The organism is Phocaeicola coprocola (genome assembly GCF_041333015.1).
GTDB lineage: Bacteria > Bacteroidota > Bacteroidia > Bacteroidales > Bacteroidaceae > Phocaeicola > Phocaeicola coprocola.
This window is the reverse complement of the sequence record NZ_JBGKGM010000001.1, coordinates 757,914-782,477: the sequence shown is the minus strand read 5'-3', so window position 1 is coordinate 782,477 and position 24,564 is coordinate 757,914. Positions and strand designations below refer to the sequence as shown.

Sequence of the window (24,564 nt, the reverse complement as noted above, 5' to 3'; positions counted from 1 at the left end):
CTGTAAACATATGAAACTGTTACTGTTAGGTTCAGGTGGACGTGAGCATGCACTAGCATGGAAAATCGCCCAAAGTCCGAAAATAGAAAAACTATACATCGCTCCAGGTAATGCCGGAACACGTGAAGTTGGTGAAAATGTAGCAATAAAAGCAGACGATTTCGAAGCTATCAAAGAATTTGTTGTAGCAAATGGTATCAACATGGTAGTAGTAGGCCCTGAAGATCCATTGGTAAAAGGTGTCTACGACTTCTTTAAGAACGATGCTGCATTGGCCAATATCCCAGTAATCGGTCCGTCAAAAGCAGGTGCCGTACTCGAAGGAAGTAAAGAATTCGCTAAAGGATTCATGCAACGTCATCACATCCCGACAGCTGGATATAAAAGCATTACTTCTGCCAATTTGGAAGAAGGTCTTGCTTTCCTCGAAACATTACAAGCTCCGTATGTATTGAAAGCTGACGGTTTGTGTGCTGGAAAAGGTGTACTGATTCTTCCGACTTTAGAGGAAGCAAAAAAAGAACTGAAAGAAATGCTCGGCGGTATGTTCGGTAATGCATCGGCAACCGTTGTTATCGAAGAGTTTTTGAGTGGTATCGAATGTTCTGTTTTCGTTTTGACTGACGGAAAGAACTATAAAATCTTACCTGAAGCAAAAGATTACAAACGTATCGGCGAGGGCGATAAAGGTCTGAATACCGGAGGTATGGGTTCTGTTTCGCCAGTACCGTTTGCAGACGAAGCTTGGATGAAGAAAGTAGACGAACGCATTATTCGTCCGACAGTAGAAGGCCTGGCAGCTGAAGGGATCGATTATAAAGGATTTATCTTCTTCGGTTTGATTAACGTAAAAGGTGAACCGATGGTTATTGAATACAATGTCCGTATGGGTGACCCTGAAACTGAAAGTGTCATGCTGCGCATTAAGAGTGACCTTGTGGAACTGTTTGAAGGAGTAGCGGCAGGAAACCTCAATGAAAAGACACTGGAAATAGATTCACGTTCTGCAGTATGCGTTATGCTGGTATCTGGCGGTTATCCAGAAGCATATGAAAAAGGATTCCCTATAACAGGAATCGAAGAAGCTAAAGCAGGAGGCAGCATCGTATTCCATGCCGGAACAGCATTGAAAGATAATCAGGTTGTCACATCCGGAGGTCGTGTGATAGCTGTCAGCTCATACGGTACCAACAAGGAAGAAGCATTGAAACAATCCTTTACCAATGCCGGAAAAATTTCATTCGAAAAGAAATATTTCCGTTCTGATATCGGTTTCGACTTATAATATTTCAATTCATCACCACAGCTACACCAATTATTCTGTTTAAAGAGTAAATGAGTGTAGCTGTGGTGACATTTCTTTTGTCATCAATATCCGTCACATGATCCAGACCAGAAACAGATTTCAATACGAAGTTGCGACAGGACGTGCCACACTTCCAGTTGTAAGTACTTTAACACTTATTCTATGGGTCATATCGACTCCACATTTATGGGCAAATATTGGCTCGTTATTAATATTCAGCCTTACTACTTACCTGCTACTGGAAACGGATACGAAGTTTGCACTGATACGTACACGTACGACGCTTCCTGCTTCTTTTTTTCTTCTGTTTTATGCGGCAACACCTTTCTTGCATACATGGAATGTTACACTATTACTTCCAGTATTCTTTCTTTGTATGCTATATTCACTGTTTCAAAGCTATGAATCTCCCCATGCTTCGACCGCCATATTCCATGCTTTCTTGTGGATGGGGTTAAGTAGCCTTATTCTTCCTTGTATAGCTTGGATTACTCCGCTACTATATATTCATATGATTAACCTTCGTTCGCTCGAAGGAAAAACCTTTTTTGCCGGAATCATTGGCTTTACATTACCTTACTGGCTTCTGCTGGGATATGACTTATATACGGATCAAACCGAAGAATTCTACAATGTAATTTCGCATATTCTACAGTTTGATCAAATAAATTATGCACCCATACATTTCAGCTATTATACTTTATGGGGAGTTATCACAATATTATGGATTGCATTTAGTATTCCTTATTTACGATTTGCATATAAAGACAAAGTACAAACTCGTATTTTATTACAAGTGATACTATCCATGGGAGTATGGATAAATATTCTTATGGTTTTACAACCATCTCATATTAAAGCATTACTTCCTTTAGCTATTATTCCGATGGTATTTATGGGAGGACATTTATTTTCACTTACTTTCAGTAAATTTACCCGAATAACTTTTATTACGGTTCTTGTTATCTGGTTTGCATTGTGCTTATTTAATTTATGGATATATTTCTTCAACTTCTGACCGACTGGGGATATTTTGGTATGTTCTTGTCTGCTTTTCTTGCCGGAACAATTTTACCATTCAGTTCTGAAGCAGTCCTACTTGCTTGTGTTGGCTTAGGGCTCGACCCTGTATGGTCTACCATTGCCACAACAGCAGGCAACGTTTTAGGTGGACTTACCTGCTATTGGATAGGCCATCTTGGAAAAATGGAATGGATAGAAAAATACCTTGGAGTAACTCCGAAACAAATGGAACGTGCTACCCGATTTATACATGGAAGGGGAGCATGGATGGCATTATTCTCTTTTTTGCCTGTAGTAGGAGATGCAATTTTAATTGTACTAGGATTGATGAGAGCTCATATTGGGATTGTTACTGTTTCGATGAGCATCGGTAAGCTGGCTCGTTACGCTATATTAGTAGCAGCAACTCTTGGTATTATCAGTCTTTTCTAAAATAATTATTATATCAATTTTAATTTATGATAGAACTAGAACAAACTGCAGATGGAAGTTATACACTTTTCGTACCTGAACTAAACGAACATTATCATTCCGTAAAAGGGGCTTTGACGGAGTCTGAACATATATTTATCAACATGGGAATGAAACATCATCCCTCCTCTACACTGCGAATACTGGAAATCGGTTTCGGAACCGGGCTCAATGCATTTCTCACTCTGTTGGAAGCTGATAATTCAAAACGTCAAGTTCACTATACAACAATAGAACGCTACCCTGTAAGTAATGATATTGTACATCAACTTGCCTATCCAGAACAGATCTGCCCGGAACGTAGTAACGACTTCTATGCACTGCATAATTCAGCATGGAATACAGATATAAGCTTAACACCTTACTTTACTTTACATAAAGTAGAAGGAGATTTTACGAACTATAAATTCCAAGGAGCATTTGACCTCATTTACTTTGACGCTTTTGCTCCAGAAAAACAACCGGAAATGTGGAGCCAAGAACTATTCAACACCCTATATGCTTCTCTAAATTCTGGTGGTATTCTCACAACATACTGTGCTAAAGGAGTAATACGCCGGATGCTGCAAACTGCGGGATTTACCGTAGAACGTCTTCCAGGCCCTCCAGGTGGAAAACGAGAGATATTGAGAGCTTCAAAATAAAAGATTTCCCTTCGTATTCACGTTTCCATGAAATACGAAGGGAAATTCTTATATTAATAAATACATATATTTTTTACTTACTGCACGATATCCTTTAGCTTGATACATTGGAAAGTCATATGTGCAACACTACTTTCATAAAGAATGCCAATCGTTTCTTTATCTACCATCGTAAGACACGAATAACCCCAGTTCTCACCTTCGTCTAAAAGCAACTGATGTGCCCATGTATTTCCACCATCAAGGCTTATTTTTATAGTAATATTTTTACGGGCATTGGTTGTATTCGGGTTCGAAAAAATCAATATATCCTTACCTAAAACATTGTCCGCTGCTTTCACACTGATAAGACTTGCCATACAAACAGGCTCAGGTAATGCTGTTCGTGATGACTCATGTTCTTTCCACGTCATGCCCAAATCAGAAGTTGTATAAACAGCACGGCTTCCTCCACGATTATCTCTCATATTCAACATCAGTGTTCCAGGAACAACTTCAGCAACCTGAGCTTCCGTAGTATTTGTACGTGCATGATTATGAATGGTCCATGTTTCTCCTCTATCCTTACTATACATAATACCAGCATTAGGAATCCGGTCTTTACCTATATATTGAATAGGAAATACCAATGTACCATCCTCCATAGTAATACCTCTACCCGGACCTTGCAACAAAAAATACCATTCAGGGTGTTTTACTTGTTCGGTTATATTAATCGGCTCAGACCAGGTTTTTCCATCATCTGTACTTTTTACTAAAACAAGCTGAGCCGTATGATTTACATCCATACCTTGCTGTGAGCTCCACCATGCACGCTGATTACCCATTCCGTGTGTCCATGCCGCAACAATCCAGATTGTATTTGTTTTTGTATCAACCAAAATTGAGGGATCTCCTACACCATTCTGAGCTGCTGGCAGCCCACCGTATTCTCCAAAAGCTAGAGGCAGACGCATTTTTTCCCAAGTCTTTCCACCGTCAATACTTCGGCTCAAACCGATATCAATATGTTCCTGCAAATCCACACTACTGTTATAACGCACATCGTATACACCTAACAATGTACCTTTATTGGTTGTCACCAAACCTGGGATACGAAAAGCTGCTGCACCATCATCTCCGGCATGACGCACACCTACTCCCAAACGACGTATAACATTCGGTGCTGATACACATTTAACTGGTAACGACTGACCATCTGCTGTTACCCCCGTCACTTCAGCAGTGATTTTTGTAAGCAACGATGCTTCTGGCTTCATTTCTATACTGACCCAAAAGAAATTTACTCCCGGATATAAATTCTGATTTCCAGTCAACAATACAGAATTCTTTTGGGGAACAATTTCAGATTTCTTAATAGCATATGACGGATTGACAGATAAAGTCTTGCCTGGCGCATGAGCGGAAATATATTCTACAGGAGCAAAACGGTTCTTTCCTCTGTCCTGAATAGCTTCAGTACCTCCATAGTATAGTTTTACTGATTTAATCTGCTCTAAAGGTACATCTTGTCCAAATGTCACAGAAACATTATCCAAGACCTTTGCCTCGTGCGCATTAATACGCATGTAACATAAAACATTATCATGCCGCTCTATCAGAATTGGTATTTGAGGATTCTTTATAAAGACTGTATCTGCTGCTTTTATACCGAGAACGCATGAAAGCACAACTAAAAATGATAATAATTTTTTCATAGGCTAACAAATTATCTACGAAACTACCTTCAATATAGTTTCTATTAATACTAAGATATAAATAAAAATCAGAAGTCTAAACTGACTATAAGAATGTCTTCATCAATATTAAACTTCTTAGATATCAGCTTTGACTTCTGATTAATATGACTTAATTATTCAGAGAACAAGTAAAGAAACGTAATTTATACTTCATTTCTTGTTGTGGAATACGATAAGCAGGTAATGTATCTACATCCTGCCCACAACTAGCATTTCCTACTCCACGCTGTACAGCATCCAGATGAAGCACAATATACGGACGTTTCTCTAACTCCCAAGCATGCTGTCCTTCCATCAAATCTTTATCTGTATATCGCAGAGCAGAAAACGACACATTACCTTCAGTCTGAATCTTTACACCTTTACCTTCTTTATTATATAAAGTCAGTTCACGAAGGCCTTCACGATTTCCCATAGACTGAGGTTTCATATAAGGAACTTCCATATCCTCCACTGTTGTCGTATAACGACCTACCATACAACCGTCTTTTCTGTCATTATAATTTTCCCATGGACCATATGCATAATAATCGATATTGCTCAATGTTGAGTCAATGTTTGCCACCAAGCCGCAACGACGTAAATCAGCTGTATGCGGACGGAAAACAACCTCCATATCCATGACTCCCGTTTGAGTAAATGTATATACGATATCCGTACTACATAAACTACCTTCACGGTTAGTGGTAACAATAATATTGCCTTTCTCTTCGGTCACCGTACATGTTCCTTTTTCCGACAGTCCATTAGCCGTTTCAGTAAATTTATCATTCTCAATCCAACGATGATTATCGTATACAAATCCTCCTCCCTGACTGACAACCTGCTGGCCGTTCATAACTAATGTAACCAATTGCCCCGTTGTCTTATCGAAAGAGGCTTCTATATAAGCATTTTTGACCGTCAATAAGTTTTCATTGTCAGAAACAGCCAACTTCTGTTTCTTTCCATGTAAGCTCTTTAACTCAGGTAATTCCTTTCGTGCAGACAATTCATATTGCTGTTTTGCAACCTCATGCCCAGCACCAGCCCAAGTTTCAGCATCTGTACGACATACATACAAATCAAGCATGACTTCCTCACCATTCTTTATAGCCTTCTTTAAATTAATACCTTTTAGATTCAATGCCACCAACAGTGAATCATCAGGCATTACAGCTGGAAGCATCATGCTATCCGGTTGCATACGAAAACCGTCTTTTACAACTTGCCACCGCAAATAGAATTTATCAAGTGAAAGGAAATCATATGTGTTTTTCAGCAACACTTTAGCCTCATTTCTTTTTACATCAACTCCCTTATCAGCAAAATGTACATACTGATATACAGCTTTTACTTCTTTCAACTTAGGCGATTCTTCACGAGTTGCCGGAATTATTCCATTCGAACAGAAGTTACCCTGATGAGGACCTGGAAAATCATACCCTGTATGCAGACGATAAATACCTTTTTTCATTTCATGAGGCTCATAGATAGCCTGATCTACCCAGTCCCAAATAGCTCCACCAATAGTAGCCGAACTTCCTTCAATGCTTTCCCAGTATTCTTTTAAATTTCCAATAGCATTACCCATGGCATGAGCATACTCACAAATAAACATCGGTTTATCCAATGAGCTTACATATGTATTCATCCATTTCATACCCGGATACATCTTCGAATACAAGTCACTAAAACGATTTCCGCCATATTCTTTTCCATCGCGTGTACCCTCATAGTGTATGGGGCGGTTATCCAATCGTTTGGCAGCATCATAACAAGCCTGGAAATTACTTCCTCCTCCAGCTTCATTACCCAAGCTCCAAAAAATTACACTTGGATGATTGCGATCTCTAAGTACCATACGGTCAATACGATCAACAAAAGCAGGTATCCAAGAAGGCATATCACTGATCGACTGATTAGCATGGTCTTCCAAATCAGCCTCATCCATTGTATAAAGTCCGAAATAATCGAACATAGCATACATTTTCGCATCATTCGGATAATGAGAAGTACGGATAGTATTAATATTATTCTGTTTCATCAGTGTCACATCACGCAACATTGATTCTACAGTAACAGCCCGACCATAAACCGGATGTGTGTCATGTCGATTAGTTCCCTTGAAAAATACTCTTTGTCCATTAATATATACCACTGTACCCTTCAGTTCTATATTGCGGAAACCATACTTGGTAGAAAAGACCATTTCATCATTATCCCCATTTCGCTGGATAATATGAACCGTATACAAGTTAGGAGTTTCAGCTGTCCATGTTACAAGATTCTTCAGCTTGAATGTAGCTTTTGAATATACAGTTTCTTTCTTATCTGAATAATTAACCTGTTGCTCTGTTTCTGCTACCAGTCTTCCATCTGGATCGAATAATTTTACAATCAGATTCTTCACCCCTTTCATCCGATCACGGTTATCAAGCATCATATTAACAGACATTTCGCCACTGGTATATTCTGAAGCTGCATCTAACTTAGAAGTAATATAATGGTCACGTACACTTACTCGTGGAACATTATATAAATAAACATCCCGGAAAATACCACTCATACGGAACATGTCCTGACATTCAAGATACGAACCGTCGCTCCAGCGAAATACTTGAACAGCCAAACGATTTTTTCCTGTGCGCAGATATTTGCTTAAATCAAACTCTGCCACATTATTCGATCCTTGTGTATAACCGACATATTCTCCGTTCAGATATACAAATGCAGCACTATATATACCACTAAAATGGATAAATGTACGCTGTTTTTCCCATCCAGCAGGCAAATCAAAGAAACGCACATAGGAACCCACCGGATTAATCCCATAATTAGCTCCACCATCATTGAATCCCTTTCGAGCATCAATATAAGGAGGTGTATTGGAATGAGGATACTCTACATTCGCGTAAATAGGACGGTCATACCCCTGCATTTCCCAATTTGAAGGAACTGGAATAGTCTCCCAACTCGATACATCATAATCTTCTTTATAGAATGATTCCGGACGTTGAGAAGGTTCTGATACAAAATGAAAATACCAGTTGCCATTCAACAATTTAAACGAAGAGCTCTGGCTATACACCCATGGTGTACGATAAAAATCTTTATCAGCCAGCATTTCTTTCTCGGTTATATAAGGAATGTAAGTTGCACAACCCGGCTCTTTATTTTCTGCAAACATAGTCTCGTCTTCCCAATAAACCTTAGGACGTTCTAATGTACCAGAAGCAGCTTCCGCAGGCATTGCTACTTTACTAACATTAATATAAAAATACGTTTCTGGATTATTCAGAAACTTTACCTTATCAACTAAAACCAACCGCCCTTTCTGTTGGCAAGCCAATATCAAATCAGGGCTATTAGAAGGATATATCTGCAAGAACTTGCCACTCTTCTTTATAATCCATAACTGAGATTCATCTGAACCATTGTTTTCTGTTATTCTCAATGTATTATCCCCTGTAGCATGAATTGCTTTATTCTCAAAAGGATTTATAAAACGGAAACTACCAGATAAATTAGTGACACTCCATTGCTGCAATTTATCAGCATCATTACTAACACTCAAAACCACCCTTTTGCTATCAGGATCATATCCTACAGCCTTACCAGAATAATTTACAGGTACAATATTGTACAATTTATTCCGAGCAAAGCCAACTTGAACATGTGCTGTACAAACAGCACTTACCCATACATATATCAAACAAATAAGTATCTTTTTCATAAAACCAATATTGGAACTTTCATTTTTATAGTTTTTCAATGTCTATTAATGATTACAACAGACAATACAGAAACAAGTAAATACACTTTCATTTTAACACTCGATGATAAAAACACTCCACAAATACCAAGCTATTATATCAGACAATAAATATGTACATTATTTATTGTCATCAGAAATAACAGTTACCCCCAATTCCTCCAGTTCAATTACAGCTGTCGATGCATTAGGAGTAGTTGCCTCAATCTTTATATACCGTGCCTGTTTACTCTGAGGAAGTGCCACTGTTTGAGGTAATGGATTATGCATAATATTGCTAAACTCTCCGTTTGATATAACTTCCTGCCAGTCTGTTCCATTCAAACTAATGTAGAGTTTATAATGATATGCCATAGTAGGTTTAGCCTCTTCGTTCAAAGGAGCATAAGTAAAAGCTTTTACCGTAACAGTTTTGCCAAAATCAACTGTTAAAGGAGAAACCGATATTTTTTTCCAAGAATCTCTAGAAAGATTATTCCAAGTAGTCAGTTGCTCCTCATCAATCAAAGGCTGTGCATAATAAGCAGCTACATTCATAATATTCGCATCCAAACGAGTAGATTCTATACATATTCTGAGTGAATCCGTCATAACTTCTGGAAAACGAAGCATTCGCTTGTACCCAATCGTAGTTCCTTTTCCTAATAACTGCCAGCTTCCATTTAACCACGCCTCAATTATAAAGTTTTCAACACGTTGTCCTTTTGAAATATCTTCCTGTAGCATTACCACGTTTACCGGAGTATTTTGGCGAACAGTATAAACATGTTTTTCACCTTGAGCAGCCTTCCAATACGTATTTCCATTTATCAGTTTATTGTCACAAAAGACCTGTTGACGATAAGCAGCAAATTCCTTTAAACGGCTGATATCTGCCTCATTTATCAGTCCACGACGGTCAGGAGGTATATTCAACAGTAATACAGAATTATAACCAACCGACCGAAAATAAATATCAGACAATTGTTTCAAGCTTTTTATTTTAGAGTTCTCCTCTTCATGCCAAAACCATCCCGGACGAATCGAAACATCAACTTCCGAAGGATACCAAAATAATTCTGTTGCATTCTCTAACATTTTACGGCTTCCCAGATCCGTTGCTGTTTCATAAACTCCAAGACGTTTATTATTTTCTTTTGAGCGCGCATAAATCCCTGGAGTCAAAACTGTCGCACTCCATTCAGTATCACGACCAAGTCCTTTTTCATTACCAACCCAACGCACATCATCTCCCATAATAGCCATTACAGCTTTCGGCTGTAAACGTTGAATTGTTTTATAAAATGTATCCCAGTCATATTCCTGTTTCTTCCCATTAGGGCCTTCCCCATTTGCACCATCGAACCAAACTTCATGTACCTCGCCGTAATTGGTCAATAACTCTGTTAATTGCGCAACAAAAAACTTATTATATTCTGGAGAGTTTCCATAACAAGAAGCATTACGATCCCATGGAGACAGATAAACTCCAAATTTCATTCCATATTTACTACATGCATCACGAAGTTCACGCACAACATCTCCTTTACCATTTTTCCAAGGTGAAGATGCAACTGAATGTTTAGTTGTTTTAGTTGGCCACAAACAGAATCCATCATGATGCTTCGCTGTAAGCAAAACCATCTTGAATCCACATTCTTTCAATGTACGTACCCATTGCTCAGCATCTAAATCAGTCGGATTAAACAAAGCTGGATCTTCCGTTCCATCTCCCCATTCTCTACCGGTAAAAGTATTAATACCAAAATGTAAAAAAGCAGTAAGTTCCATCTTCTGCCACTCTAACTGCTGCGAAGAAGGAATCAGACGTGCCGCCATAACAGCCTTTTGCTCTAAACTTTCATTACCAGAAAACTGCAAATGCTTAACAAAATAAGGAGTATTCCGCTGAGCTTGTCCTACAACTGATAATAAAGAGAGAAATAAGCACACAAGAAATTGATTAAGATTTTTCATCTAGTTTTAATTTATCAGATTAGTATTAGTTTTTTTACTGCTACTTGTTTTTTAATCTTAGCTAAACAATAACTTTAGGTTTCCTGCGTAAATTTAACATAATGTCTGATAATATCACTTATTTATACCAATAAATATTTAATAAATTTTCATTTTATGAAATCAAAGTTGTTTAGTAGCCGTAATACACATTAGGATATGTCAATATACTAATAAAAAATAAGTTTTTGTATCTTTGTCAAAACTTAAATTATTGATAATAATTTTATGAAAAAATATATCATTCTTCTTTTAAACCTTTTGTTGCTGGCTGCATGTGGCAGTCAACAACAAAAGTCTCAGCCAATGACCCTAACAGTAAGCATTGAACCACTCCGTTATTTTACGGAAATTATAGCAGGAGATAAATTTCAGGTAATCAGTATGGTTCCCGAAGGAAGCAATCCAGAGACATACGACCCTACCCCACAACAACTGGTCACTTTAAACAAAAGTTGTGCCTTCCTGCGTATCGGTTACATTGGATTCGAACAAGCTTGGGCTGAAAAATTACAAAGCAATGCTCCGGAAGTTAAATTCTTTGATATGTCGGAAGGTATCGAACTGATACGGGAAGACGAAGTCCACCACGGAAATCATTCACATTCCGGAGGAGTAGAACCGCATGTATGGAATTCTACTCAAAATGCCTATATCATAGCCGAAAACATCTTTCATACTCTCTGTAAACTAGATTCAGCAAATATTTCTTATTACAAAGAAAACCTTGCAAAACTAGAATCAGAGATAGAACGCACAGACCGCGAAATCCGGACTTACTTACAGAATACAACATGTGCTTTTCTTATCTACCATCCTGCACTTTCATATTTTGCACGCGATTACGGGTTAGAGCAAATCAGTATAGAAGAAGGAGGAAAAGAACCTTCACCCGCACATTTACAGGCACTTATCCGACGATGTAAAGAAAGACACGTTCGGGTAGTCTTTGTGCAGAAAGAGTTTGATAGCCGCAATGCAGAGATCATTGCCCGGGAAGCAGGTGTAAAAATTGTTTCCATTAACCCTTTAAGCTACAAATGGAGTGAAGAAATGATAGCTGTTGCCAAAGCATTAAGCGAATAAACTTATGACTAAACAATCCATTATACAGTTAAATCATATCTGCGCTGCATATGAGCGCAAAAAAGTACTGGAAGATATTAATCTGACTGTGTACGAGAAAGATTTTCTTGGAGTAATCGGACCGAATGGAGGAGGAAAAACAACACTGATAAAAATCATTTTGGGATTGTTACATCCCATTTCGGGGGATATTCGGTTTTACCATGAAGGAAAAGAAGTTCAGGAAATCAGCATGGGATATCTGCCACAATACAGTTCTATCGACAAAAAATTTCCTATATCTGTATATGATGTGGTACTGTCTGGACTAAACAGACAAAAAGCATTATTGCGCTCTTTTACAGCACAACAGCACGAACAAGTAAAAAATGTTATAGCCCGTATGGGACTGGAAGGACTTGAAAAGAGAGCCATCGGGGAACTAAGTGGCGGACAGTTGCAACGTGCACTATTAGGCCGGGCATTAGTTTCTGATCCTCAAGTCATAATACTGGATGAACCCAATACTTATATCGACAAACGTTTCGAAGCAAAACTTTATTCACTCCTTGAAGAAATCAATAAAGAACGTGCTATCATTTTGGTAAGTCATGACATCGGTACCGTATTGCAAAATGTAAAATCGATAGCTTGTGTCAATGGTACGCTAGATTACCATCCTGATACTGAAATCCCCGCAGAATGGCTGGAAGAACACTTTGGCTGTCCGATCGAATTATTAGGACATGGTGATTTACCTCACCGGGTGCTGAAATGCCATCATCACGACTGATTCAATAAAAAAGTATGACGATCTATGCAAAGGGTATGAAAGCTGGCAACGAAGCCGATACCATATTCTTTTAAATCAATATGCTAAAAACCATGAAAATCGGTGTAATCTGTTATGAAAAAAAAGATTATCACTATCTTTGCGGACAATGAACTTTAATGAGAAATAAAACAACTCACATGAAACAGTACAATAAGATTAACAATCTGGTTGGATGGCTGGCATTTGTGATTGCAGCTTTTACTTATTGCTCTACCATAGAGCCGACCGCCAGTTTTTGGGATTGTCCCGAATTTATAACAACAGGATATAAACTGGAAGTTGGTCATCCCCCTGGCGCACCTTTCTTCATGCTTACAGCAAATCTTTTCAGTCAGTTTACAAGTGATCCGTCGCAAGTAGCTCGAATGGTGAACATTATGAGTGCACTGATGAGTGCTGCATGTATATTGTTCTTGTTCTGGAGCATTACTCATCTGGCAAAAAAGCTAATATGCCCGCGTGAAGAAGACATGACGACAGGACGCCTGATTGCTATCATGGGATCAGGACTTGTAGGAGCTCTTGCTTACACATGGAGTGATACGTTCTGGTTCAGTGCCGTAGAAGGTGAAGTATATGCATACTCCAGCTTGTTCACAGCTCTGGTATTCTGGCTAATCCTGAAATGGGAAAACCGTGCACATGAAGCTCACAGCGACCGGTGGCTTATCCTGATAGCTTATCTGACAGGTCTCTCTATCGGAGTTCACTTGTTGAATCTGTTGTGTATTCCTGCTATTGTACTGGTATATTACTACAAGAAAAATCCGAATGCTAACCTCAAAGGCAGTCTGCTTGCCCTCATAGGTTCAATGGTACTTGTAGCAGCAGTATTATACGGTATTGTTCCAGGTATTGTAAAGGTAGGCGGATGGTTCGAGCTGCTGTTTGTCAACGGTCTGGGATTCTCTTTCAACACTGGCTTGATTATCTATATCATAGTATTGGCAGCCAGCATTATATGGGGAGTATACGAAAGCTTTACCGTTCGCAGCCGCAAACTCATGAATATCTCATTCCTGACAACTGTCGGACTTGTGGGTATTCCTTTTTACGGACATGGCTGGAGCAGCGTGCTGATCGGTATCATCGTATTGGCAATACTGGCTTTTTATCTGTTTGCCGATTTGCCTGAGAAATTACGTGTAAGTGCTCGTACGCTAAATACATTCCTATTAAGCCTGATGATGATTGTTGTAGGATATTCTTCATACGCAGTCATCGTAATCCGTTCATCGGCAAATACACCTATGGACCAGAACTCTCCAGAAGATATCTTCACACTGGGAGAATATCTGGGACGTGAACAATATGGTACACGCCCATTGTTCTACGGTCAGACTTATGCTTCCAAAATAGCATTAAAGGAAGTAGACGGAGGCTGTACATACGACATGACTGAAGGAGCTCCGGTATACCAGCGTAAGGAAAAAGAACGCCCGGATGAAAAAGACAGTTATGAAGTTGTACGCAATAAAACGGAATACAAGTACGCTCAGAATATGCTTTTCCCACGCATGTGGAGTCCTGATCATGCCAAAGCTTATGAAGACTGGTTGGGAGGAGTAGAAGGACGACAAGTACCCTACGACCAATGTGGAGAAATGCTAATGGTGAAGATTCCTACTCAATGGGATAACATTAAGTTCTTCTTTATTTATCAGTTGAACTATATGTACTGGCGTTATTTCATGTGGAATTTTGCCGGACGTCAAAATGATATACAGGGACAAGGTGAAATAGAACATGGTAACTGGATAACAGGTATATCGTTCATTGACAAGTACCTGGTAGGCGACCAGAGTTTACTGCCTTCTGAGTTGAAAAACAACAAAGGGCACAACGTATTCTATTGTCTTCCTTTGATACTCGGACTTATCGGTCTGTTCTGGCAAGCATATAAGGGAGAAAAAGGAATCCAGCAGTTCTGGGTTGTATTCTTCCTGTTCTTTATGACAGGTCTTGCCATTGTACTTTATCTGAATCAGACACCTCAGCAACCACGTGAACGTGACTATGCATACGCCGGTTCATTCTATGCATTTGCTATCTGGATAGGATTGGGAGTAGCTGCTATTGCCGAATGGCTGAATAAACGTATGAGTGAAAAACCGGCAGCTATATTAGCTAGTGTAGTTTGTCTGCTCGTGCCTATACAAATGGTAAGTCAGACATGGGACGACCACGACCGTAGCGGACGTTATACATGTCGTGACTTTGGACAGAATTATCTGAGTACCGTACAAGATAAAGGAAACCCGATTATCTTTACAAATGGTGACAACGATACATTCCCGCTTTGGTACAATCAGGAAACCGAAGGATTCCGTACAGACGTACGTGTATGTAACCTCAGTTACCTGCAGACAGACTGGTACATCGACCAGATGCGCCGTCCGGCTTATGAATCACCTTCAGTTCCTATCAACTGGGAACGTATAGATTACGTACAGGGACATAACGAAGCTGTATATGTACGTCCGGAAGCTATGGAAACCATCAATAATTATTATAAGCAAAATCCGGAAGAAGCTAAAAAGGAATTTGGAGATAATCCATACGAACTGAAAAATATCCTGAAATACTGGGTACGCTCTCCGAAGGAAGGCTTACAGATGATTCCAACAGACAGTCTTGTGATTAAACTAGACAAAGAGGCTATCAAACGTTCCGGTATGCTGGTTCCTGATTCTATACCAGACTACATGAGCATTTCACTCAAAGGTAAGCGTGTGTTATATAAGAGCGAACTGATGATGCTGGAAATGCTTGCCAATACAAACTGGGAACGCCCGATGTACATGGCTATTACTGTAGGTGCAGACAATCACCTGAATCTGACAAACAATTTCTTGCAGGAAGGTCTTGCCTATCGTATTACTCCGTTTGACAATGCCAAACTGGGACGCCGCATTGACAGCGAGAAGATGTACGATAATCTGATGAACAAGTTCAAGTTTGGAGGAATTGACAATCCGGATATCTATCTAGACGAAACTGTACTCCGTATGTGTGATACTCACCGCCGCTTGTTTGTTCAGCTTGCCAGCCAGTTAATAAAGGAAGGCAAGAAAGACAAAGCACTGAAAGTGCTAGATTACTGTGAAAAGGTTATTCCAAGTACAACTGTACGTCACGACTATATATACAGCAGTTCTAAAGAAATGGCTGACAACTATATCCAGTTGGGACAAACACAGAAAGCTGAAAATATCCTTGAGCAGCTGGCAAACAACTCAGTAGAATATGCAGCTTGGTATCTGAGCCTTGACAATGACCGTTTTGCCGGATCGTATGAAGAATGCATGCGTCATTTCTACATTCTGGATGATGTATGTAAATCTTTATCGAATCTGAAAGATGCTAAAACAGGCAAAGAACCAGAATCGGCAGCCCACTATGCACAAAAGTTTGAACAATTATACCAATTGCTTGAAAGTCGTGTAGGTGGAACGCATCAGGAAAACAAATAAGATTATCATATAATCAATATATAGAAAACACAGAGGAACAAAACCTTGTAACCGAATAAACTTGTTCCTCTGTGATTTTCTTTTTTCATCGCTAACTAACAAAGAGTTAATCGATTCATGTTAATAGAACAACCTCCTCAAATCTTACGTATGCTATACCCCAGCGCTATGTGGCGTATGGATAAAAATGAAAAATCGGTTTATCTGACATTCGATGACGGCCCCATCCCCGAAATAACCCCATGGGTGCTCGACTTGCTGGACAAATATGGCATAAAAGCTACTTTCTTCATGGTCGGTGATAATGTACGCAAACACCCCGCTGAATTTCGTATGGTAGTAGAGCGCGGACACCGCATAGGAAATCATACATTCAATCATATCCGTGGATTTGAGTTTCTCAGCAAAAATTACCTCGCTAATACAGACAAGGCAAACGAATATCTCCACACAGATTTATTCCGTCCGCCACACGGACACATGCGATGGCTTCAATACATGGTATTAAAGAAAAAATACCGCATCGTAATGTGGGATCTGGTAACCCGCGATTATAGCAAACATTTAAACGGACCACAAGTATTCGAAATAGTAAAACGCTATGTTCGCAACGGTTCCATTATCACCTTCCACGATTCAATTAAATCAGAACCACGCATGAAGTATGCTCTTCCCCGGTCTATAGAATGGCTGCTGGAACAAGGGTATACGTTTAAAGTATTCGACTAAAAACAGCATAATACCAACTTTTAGGTATTGCTGTTTTAGTTATATCTGAGATTTTCAGCCAGACAAATACCAAATTTTTGCGATTGATTCTTTTTTCCTGCCTGAATAACTTTGCACCATCGAATAAAATGGTTTTTAAAAGGTATAATTTTTAAGGAAAAAAGAATTAATGATAAAAAACGGCATACTCATTTTAATAGCAGTTATTTATTCTGCTTCTCTTTTTGCACAACCACGCACATTACTGTCAGGTAAAGTAGTATCTACCGATAAAAGCGTTATCGATTTTGCTACTGTATATCTAAAAGGTACACAGTATGGATGTACTACCAACGAACAAGGCATTTACCATTTACACGCACCGGCAGGAAAATATACGCTGATTATTTCAGCCGTAGGCTTTGAAACATACGAAAAAGCGATAGAAATCGTACCAAACGAGCGTAATAAACAAACAGTTGTGCTAAAACCTTCAGTTACAGAACTGGACGAAGTGGTAGTAACATCTACCGGAGTAAACCGTGTAAAAAAATCAGCTTTCAATGCTGTAGCAGTCGATACAAAAGAGCTTCATAACTCAACTAAAAGCCTAAGTGAAGCCTTAAGCCAACTTCCCGGAATGAAACTTCGCGAATCGGGTGGTGTAGGATCGGATATGCAGCTGATGCTGGACGGGTTCAGTGGTAAGCATGTAAAAGTCTTTATCGATGGTGTCCCCCAGGAAGGAGCAGGAACAGCTTTCGATCTGAACAATATTCCTGTAAATTTTGCCGAACGCATTGAAGTATACAAAGGTGTTGTGCCTGTAGGCTTCGGAACAGATGCGTTGGGAGGAGTTATCAACATTGTAACCAACAAGAAACGCCGCAACTGGTTTCTTGACGCCTCATATTCATATGGTTCATTCAATACACATAAATCGTATGTAAACTTCGGTCAGACATTCAAGAATGGACTGATGTATGAAATCAATGCTTTCCAGAATTATTCTGACAATGATTATTATATCGACAATTACATTACCGAGTTTGGTGAAGACGGTATTACCGAGAGTACAGATAAAAATAAAATATACCATGTAAAACGTTTTAACGATACATTTCATAATGAAGCTGTTATCGGTAAAATAGGAGTCATGGATAAAACCTGGGCAGACCGTCTGGTATTCAGTTTCAACTATTCTCACTTCTATAAAGAAATCCAGACAGGAGTATATCAATATGTCGTATTCGGACAAAAGCACCGTAAAGGATACTCGTTCGTTCCATCAGTAGAATACCGTAAGCGTAACCTGCTCATCGAAGGACTGGATATTTCGGCTACAGCCAATTACAACCATAACATCACACATAACATTGATACCGCAGCCTATAAATACAACTGGTTGGGAGATAAAAAATATACCGGTACACCGGGAGAACAGTCGCATCAGAATAATGAATCAAAAAATACGAACTGGAATGGAACATTTACAGCCAATTACCGTATAGGAGAAGCACATACTTTCACCCTGAACCATGTAATCAGTACCTTTCACCGTACTACACGTTCATATATCTCGGGAAGCTCCAAGCTGTCTGATTTCAGTATTCCTAAAAAAACACGAAAGAACATCACCGGACTCTCATACCGGTACATGCCTTCCGATAAATGGAATATCTCGGCTTTCACTAAATACTATAACCAGTACAACGAAGGTCCTGTATCACAAAATTCAGATGGAATAGGAAACTATACCACCCTGAAGAAACACCTTAGTTCATTAGGATATGGAGTAGCCGGCACGTATTTTATCATAAAGGACTTGCAAGCAAAATTATCCTACGAAAAAGCATACCGGCTTCCCACAACCGAAGAGCTTTTCGGTGATGAAGACTTGGAAGCAGGAAAAGCCGATCTGAAACCAGAAAGAAGCGATAACTTCAACCTGAATCTGAGTTATGCTTATCATATTGGCAAACATGCCATTTACGTAGAAGGAAGCCTCATCTACCGCGATACGAAAGACTATATCAAGCGAGGACTTTCACAAGTAAGCAATATGAGTTTCGGATATTACGAAAATCACGGCAGGGTAAAAACTAAAGGATATAATATCTCACTGAGATACAATTATTCACGGTGGTTCAACATTGGAGGAACGTTCAATTCCATGAATGCACGCGACGAAGAAAAATACCGTGCAGGAGGTACACAGCAGGAAAGTCTGACTTATGGCCAGCGTATACCTAACCAGCCTTACTTGTATGCTAACTTCGATGCTTCGTTTACCTGGCATGATCTGTTTGCCAAAGGGAATGTACTGACATTGGGTTACGACGGATACTACCAGCATGAATTTCCGTTATACTGGGAGAATCTGGGAGATCCGACAACCAAAATCCGTGTACCTGAACAGATTTCACATAATCTCAGTATCGGATACAGTTTGAAAGGAGGCCGTTACAATCTCTCTTTCGAATGTCGGAATCTGACTAATGCCAAACTGTATGACAATTTCAGCCTGCAAAAAGCAGGGAGAGCTTTTTATGGAAAAATAAGAGTGAATTTCGGAAAATAAATTAAACTAAAACATAAAAGAACATGCAAAAAAAGTATTTTACACATGCCCTGGCAATAGCAGTCTGCTCAAGCAGCCTGTTCAGTTCATGCAGCGATGAATATTCAAATGGAAATTCAGGAGGTTCAGTAACCGAAACTGATAAATATGTAATTGCAGCAAAAACCGGTGATGCAACTTATCTCATTACAGCCGAATCGCTTGATGAAGGAAGTGTCACCTCCATAGGAAGTGGAACTGAAACTATCGGAGGATCTTACTGGGTATTTTACGGAACAGATTATCTGTTCAGCTTAAAATACAATAATGGAGAGGCTGGAACCGGTGCATCGTATATATTGAGCCAGTCTACCGGTAAACCAGTTGAATATAACTCTTACACTTTTAACCGAATTACTACATATGGTATTTGGGGAAACAATGTCATAACAGCCTCTACCAACGACGGGAACAAAGAAACAGACGGAGAACATTATGCCAAATATATTCAGTTCAATTATCTGAACGCTACAAATGGTAAAACAACTACAGGCACACAGATTGCAGAAGACTTCCTCGGAAATGGTGAGTTTGTCAGCTTCGCCGGATTTGTAGAAGCAAACAATAAACTTTATACCTCGGTCATTCCGATGGGAATGAGTCATTACGGTGTCAATACATATCCCGATAAAATAACAGACACTGACTTAGTTGCCAAATCTGATGGAGGAACCGGTTCAGGTTCGTATACGGCAGGACAAATACCGTCTACCCAATATCCAGATAAGGCATTCATCGCAATCTACAACGGAAGCAGCTTCGATGAAACACCGACCATTGTAGAAACAGACAAAATCGGATTTGCCTGTGGAAGAAACCGTTCTCAATATTATCAGACAATCTGGGCTGCCGACAACGGCGACTTGTACGTTTTCTCTCCAGGATATGGACGTACAGCAACTTCTTCCAGCGATCTGAAAAAAGTTACCGGTACACTCCCTTCAGGAGTAATGCGTATCAAGGCAGGAGAAACAACTTTCGATTCAAGCTATTACTATAATCTGGAAGAACTGGGCAGTAAAAAGCCAATGTTCCGATGCTGGCATATTACTCAAGACTACTTCCTTCTGCAAATGTACACTGATGGAGTTGCAGGTATGATGACCGGAAAAAATGCTGTTGTAACCGAACTTGCCATTTTCAAGGCCGAAGAGGGAAAACTTACAACTGTATCAAGCGGCATGCCACAACAAAGTAGCATAACGTCGCTAGGAGCTCCTTTCTGTACAAACGGAGTAGCCTATATTCCTGTAGTAACAAACGATGGCAGTAGTCCGGCTCTGTATAAAATTGATCCGACAACGGCAACGGCAACTAAAGGTGTAAGTATCGTAGCAGATGAAGTTGCTGCTGTAGGCATGTTGTCACCAAAATCATTCTAAAACACAACAATGAGAAAATTATTCAAACAAATACACTTATGGATATCTGTTCCTGTCGGGCTGATTATTTCAATTGTCTGCCTGACAGGGGCACTCCTGGTATTCGAGAAGGAAATAACCCGTGCAGTCAGTCCTCATCTATATACCGTAGACTATACAGAAGGGGCTACGCCGCTAAAACCTTCGCAGATTGTCGCACTTATTAATAACCAAATAAGTGATACCCTGGAAGTAAACAGCCTGCAAACAGCCCAAAATCCTGAAGAAGCCTGGATGGTAAGCTTTAAAAATGCCGGACGCCGCCAGTTAAGTATTAATCCCTATTCGGGAGAAATAAACGGATGGGTAGAAGGAAGTTCTTTCTTCCAGACTGTCCGCAAATTGCATCGCTGGCTACTGGATGCTCCTGCTCAGAAAGGAACTCCGTCAACAGGAAAAACCATTGTAGGCATAAGTACCCTGCTCATGGTGGTTATTCTGATATCAGGTTTAGTAATCTGGTGGCCCCGTAGCCGCAAAAGTCTGCAAAACCGGCTTAAATTATCATGCAACAAAGGCTGGTTCCGTTTCTGGTACGACAGTCATGTATCATTAGGTTTCTATGCAACCATCTTTCTGCTAATCATGGCTCTTACCGGACTAACGTGGTCGTTCCGATGGTATCGTACCGGATTTTATGCACTCTTTGGTGCTTCTACCGAACAGCCACAGCAGACTGCCGCACATGGAGAAGGACATAATAATAAAGAAAAAAGAAAGCGAGCAAAGCAAACAAACTATCTGGCCTGGGATACTGCCCTGACGGAACTGCAAACAAAGTATAACAGCTATGGCACAATCCAGTTAAACAAAAATAATGCACAGACCATTCAGACAGGAAAACGGAAAGGTGACACAGCATTGTTTGATGCTCATACTGGAAAAATTACAGAAATAACAATCTATGATACCAATGAACAACCTATATCCAGCAAGATGAAAGGAATCATATATTCATTCCATACCGGACAATGGGGAGGTATCATAACCCGTATTCTATATTTTCTGTCTGCGTTCGTAGGAGGTATTTTACCACTTACAGGATATTACCTTTGGATAAAGCGCATAAGTCGGAAAAAACATCGTGAAGTTTGACCGAAAATTCGTACAAAAAATAAAAAAACTAGCTGAAGTTTTAGGAAAAACTTCAGCTAGTTTTTTTATATCGCTCGGGAAGAGCTAAAATTATTTAGGCTGCTTTCCGATATAAGCCAGAATACCACCGTCTACGTAAAGCACATGACCGTTTACGAAATTTGAAGCATCCGAAGCAAGGAAAATAGCCGGTCCCATCAGGTCTTCCGGATTTCCCCAGCGTGCAGCAGGAGTCTTGGCAACAATGAAAGCATCGAAAGGATGACGAGAACCGTCTGCCTGACGTTCACGCAAAGGAGCGGTCTGAGGAGTAGCGATATAACCCGGACCGATACCGTTACACTGGATGTTGAATTCACCATATTCAGATGCGATGTTGCGGGTAAGCATCTTCAAGCCGCCTTTTGCTGCTGCATAAGCCGATACTGTTTCACGGCCAAGTTCACTCATCATTGAACAGATGTTGATAATCTTTCCGTGACCTTTCTTGATCATGCTAGGAATAACAGCTTTTGATACGATGAACGGAGCATTCAAATCAACATCGATTACCTGACGGAATTCGGCTGCTGACATCTCACACATCGGAATACGCTTGATGATACCTGCATTGTTTACCAGAATATCGATAACACCTACTTCCTTTTCAATCTGGGCAACCAGAGCATTTACAGCTTCTTCGTTGGTTACATCACAAACATAACCACGAGCATCAATACCCAGTTCCTTATATGCTGCAAGACCTTTGTCTACCAGTTCCTGCTTGATGTCGTTGAATACAATTTTTGCACCAGCCTGTGCAAAACCTGTTGCAATTGCAAAACCGATACCGTAAGAAGCTCCTGTTACAAGAGCTACTTTACCTTCGAGTGAAAAATTAACCATAGTTTTCTTTAGTGTTTATATTGTTAATAACTAATATCAACCTTAAAAAAGCAAATTGTTTTTCCGTTTACGAACACGGATTTATTTATTCTAATTTTCTAAGTTCACAAATATACTAATTTCTTTTTATTAGTGTGCTAATATTTCGCAAATCTTATCTTGAAACGCACGAGCTTCCTTACCTCGTAAAACATTCTGGTTGATAATAACAAAAGCAAGCATATCGCCATTTCCTGCTTTTACATATCCGGCAAGCGAACTTATCCCTGTAACAGTACCGGTCTTGGCACGTACATTCCGATATGCTTTTCCCTGCTTCATACGATAATGCAGTGTCCCATCTACTCCCGCAACGGGAAGAGCCTCATAAAATGTATGAAAAATCTCAGGATGTGCATAAGCATATTTCAGATACTCCATCATCAAATCAGGAGAGATATAATTGTAAAGTGATACACCACTGCCATCTACGATACTGTAATTATCGGGATTACGCCCGATCTCATGCTTCATAAAGGAGTGAATAACTTCCTGCGCATCCTTAAAACCTACATTTTTTTTCCCAGAACGACTGATAGCCAGATGATAAAACATTGCTTCGGCAGACAGATTATCACTTTTCTTCAACGCACGTTTTAATACAGGTTCCAACGGTCGTGAAAATGTATACATACCAGTTGCCTCATCCGGACATATTCCATACCGGACTGACTGTATAGAAATACCCGTTTCTTTTAAACGATAAGCAAATGTATGCAGAAAAAAATCTTTTGACGAATACATATTCAGTGTCTTTGTACATCTGTAATTAGCATTTCCATCTACACAAATCGTATTACCATTATCCAGCCAGTTACGGGTAACTTTCAGTTTCCCACATTGCGGAGCATAGCTCTGAGCTAAATTGCAAACGGTGTAATAATCAGATTCTGGTATAACCTCTATTTTCGGCTTTCTTCCCTTCGATGTGGGAATTACTGTTACATTTACGCATCCTCTGTTTAACATGAGCGGAGATAAATATGGCTGAAAGGCTTCGGGAGTATCATCCCAAGACCATCCTGCCCCCCAATAAATAGAGTCTGTCAACGATACATCTGCAATCAGGCTCCCTTGAATGCAACGTATTCCGGAGTTATGAACAGCTTCTACCAGTTTATTCATATCCTCATCCATAAACTCCGGATCGAATCCACCGACTAGGTATAAATCTCCCTGTAATATACTGTCCTGAACGATAGTTCCTGTATAAGCAATCCGTGTATTGAAAAGATAATATTCTCTAAGCTCTGCCAATGCAGTAACCGATGTTATCACTTTTTCAATGGAGGCAGGACGATAAAGTTTTTTATCCTGATAGGCATACATCTGCTTTCCTTGTGTCAAATTGAAAACACTAATGCCAACCTCCGAAGTCGTCAATACTTTTTCTGAAGAAACCAATGCATCCAGCTTTCCGGCAATAGACTGGGCAGCCAGTGTACAACAACATATTATGAGAGAGATTAATACTAGTCCTGTTCGCTTCAT

General features: G+C 39.7%; 16 protein-coding genes. 11 read left to right on the top strand and 5 right to left on the bottom strand.

Features of this window, described 5'->3' with window-relative positions; genetic code table 11:
- Positions 1-10: 10 nt before the first annotated feature.
- The 4 genes from purD to mnmD all read left to right on the top strand — a co-directional run bounded on the left by purD (position 11) and on the right by mnmD (position 3,444).
- Positions 11-1,285, top strand: a complete 1,275-nt coding sequence (gene purD, locus ACDG22_RS03320) for a phosphoribosylamine--glycine ligase (RefSeq protein WP_007567436.1) — start codon at positions 11-13, stop codon at positions 1,283-1,285.
- 97 nt (positions 1,286-1,382) lie between these two features.
- Positions 1,383-2,324 (top strand): hypothetical protein, encoded by a 942-nt coding sequence (locus tag ACDG22_RS03315; RefSeq protein ID WP_007567440.1) that lies wholly within the window; start codon positions 1,383-1,385, stop codon positions 2,322-2,324.
- Complete coding sequence (locus tag ACDG22_RS03310) at positions 2,300-2,761, top strand: YqaA family protein (RefSeq protein ID WP_007567442.1); 462 nt, start codon at positions 2,300-2,302, stop codon at positions 2,759-2,761. The genes ACDG22_RS03315 and ACDG22_RS03310 overlap by 25 nt, the downstream gene beginning before the upstream one ends.
- Before the next feature lie 29 nt (positions 2,762-2,790).
- Positions 2,791-3,444: a tRNA (5-methylaminomethyl-2-thiouridine)(34)-methyltransferase MnmD gene (gene mnmD / locus ACDG22_RS03305; protein ID WP_040311887.1), complete on the top strand. Its 654-nt coding sequence runs from the start codon at positions 2,791-2,793 to the stop codon at positions 3,442-3,444.
- Positions 3,445-3,521: 77 nt separating this feature from the next.
- Here mnmD and ACDG22_RS03300 read toward each other — a convergent pair whose 3' ends face one another.
- The 3 genes from ACDG22_RS03300 to ACDG22_RS03290 all read right to left on the bottom strand — a co-directional run bounded on the left by ACDG22_RS03300 (position 3,522) and on the right by ACDG22_RS03290 (position 10,893).
- Positions 3,522-5,141 (bottom strand): BNR-repeat neuraminidase N-terminal domain-containing protein, encoded by a 1,620-nt coding sequence (locus ACDG22_RS03300; RefSeq protein ID WP_007567446.1) that lies wholly within the window; start codon positions 5,139-5,141, stop codon positions 3,522-3,524.
- Between the two features lie 151 nt (positions 5,142-5,292).
- Positions 5,293-8,898 carry a glycoside hydrolase family 2 TIM barrel-domain containing protein gene (locus tag ACDG22_RS03295; protein WP_007567447.1) on the bottom strand — a complete coding sequence of 1,202 codons (3,606 nt, stop codon included), beginning with the start codon at positions 8,896-8,898 and terminating at the stop codon, positions 5,293-5,295.
- Between the two features lie 159 nt (positions 8,899-9,057).
- Positions 9,058-10,893, bottom strand: coding sequence for an alpha-L-fucosidase (locus ACDG22_RS03290; protein WP_007567455.1), 1,836 nt, complete (start codon positions 10,891-10,893; stop codon positions 9,058-9,060).
- 267 nt (positions 10,894-11,160) lie between these two features.
- Between ACDG22_RS03290 and ACDG22_RS03285 the strand changes: the two genes are divergently transcribed.
- The 7 genes from ACDG22_RS03285 to ACDG22_RS03255 all read left to right on the top strand — a co-directional run bounded on the left by ACDG22_RS03285 (position 11,161) and on the right by ACDG22_RS03255 (position 22,149).
- Positions 11,161-12,018 carry a metal ABC transporter solute-binding protein, Zn/Mn family gene (locus ACDG22_RS03285; protein ID WP_270230501.1) on the top strand — a complete coding sequence of 286 codons (858 nt, stop codon included), beginning with the start codon at positions 11,161-11,163 and terminating at the stop codon, positions 12,016-12,018.
- Between the two features lie 4 nt (positions 12,019-12,022).
- Complete coding sequence (locus ACDG22_RS03280; protein ID WP_270230502.1) at positions 12,023-12,790, top strand: metal ABC transporter ATP-binding protein; 768 nt, start codon at positions 12,023-12,025, stop codon at positions 12,788-12,790.
- Between the two features lie 179 nt (positions 12,791-12,969).
- Entirely contained in the window at positions 12,970-16,305 is a 3,336-nt protein-coding gene (locus ACDG22_RS03275; RefSeq protein WP_270230503.1) for a DUF2723 domain-containing protein, read from the top strand.
- A 117-nt stretch (positions 16,306-16,422) separates the two neighbouring features.
- Complete coding sequence (locus ACDG22_RS03270; protein ID WP_007567466.1) at positions 16,423-17,034, top strand: polysaccharide deacetylase family protein; 612 nt, start codon at positions 16,423-16,425, stop codon at positions 17,032-17,034.
- Between the two features lie 169 nt (positions 17,035-17,203).
- Positions 17,204-19,594, top strand: coding sequence for a TonB-dependent receptor (locus ACDG22_RS03265; protein WP_270230504.1), 2,391 nt, complete (start codon positions 17,204-17,206; stop codon positions 19,592-19,594).
- A 23-nt stretch (positions 19,595-19,617) separates the two neighbouring features.
- Complete coding sequence (locus ACDG22_RS03260) at positions 19,618-21,015, top strand: DUF4374 domain-containing protein (protein WP_270230505.1); 1,398 nt, start codon at positions 19,618-19,620, stop codon at positions 21,013-21,015.
- A 9-nt stretch (positions 21,016-21,024) separates the two neighbouring features.
- Entirely contained in the window at positions 21,025-22,149 is a 1,125-nt protein-coding gene (locus ACDG22_RS03255) for a PepSY-associated TM helix domain-containing protein (protein WP_270230506.1), read from the top strand.
- A 90-nt stretch (positions 22,150-22,239) separates the two neighbouring features.
- On the opposite strand, the gene ACDG22_RS03250 is transcribed toward ACDG22_RS03255, so the two are convergent.
- Positions 22,240-23,034 (bottom strand): gluconate 5-dehydrogenase, encoded by a 795-nt coding sequence (locus ACDG22_RS03250; RefSeq protein WP_007567476.1) that lies wholly within the window; start codon positions 23,032-23,034, stop codon positions 22,240-22,242.
- 129 nt (positions 23,035-23,163) lie between these two features.
- Complete coding sequence (dacB, locus tag ACDG22_RS03245; protein WP_007567477.1) at positions 23,164-24,564, bottom strand: D-alanyl-D-alanine carboxypeptidase/D-alanyl-D-alanine endopeptidase; 1,401 nt, start codon at positions 24,562-24,564, stop codon at positions 23,164-23,166.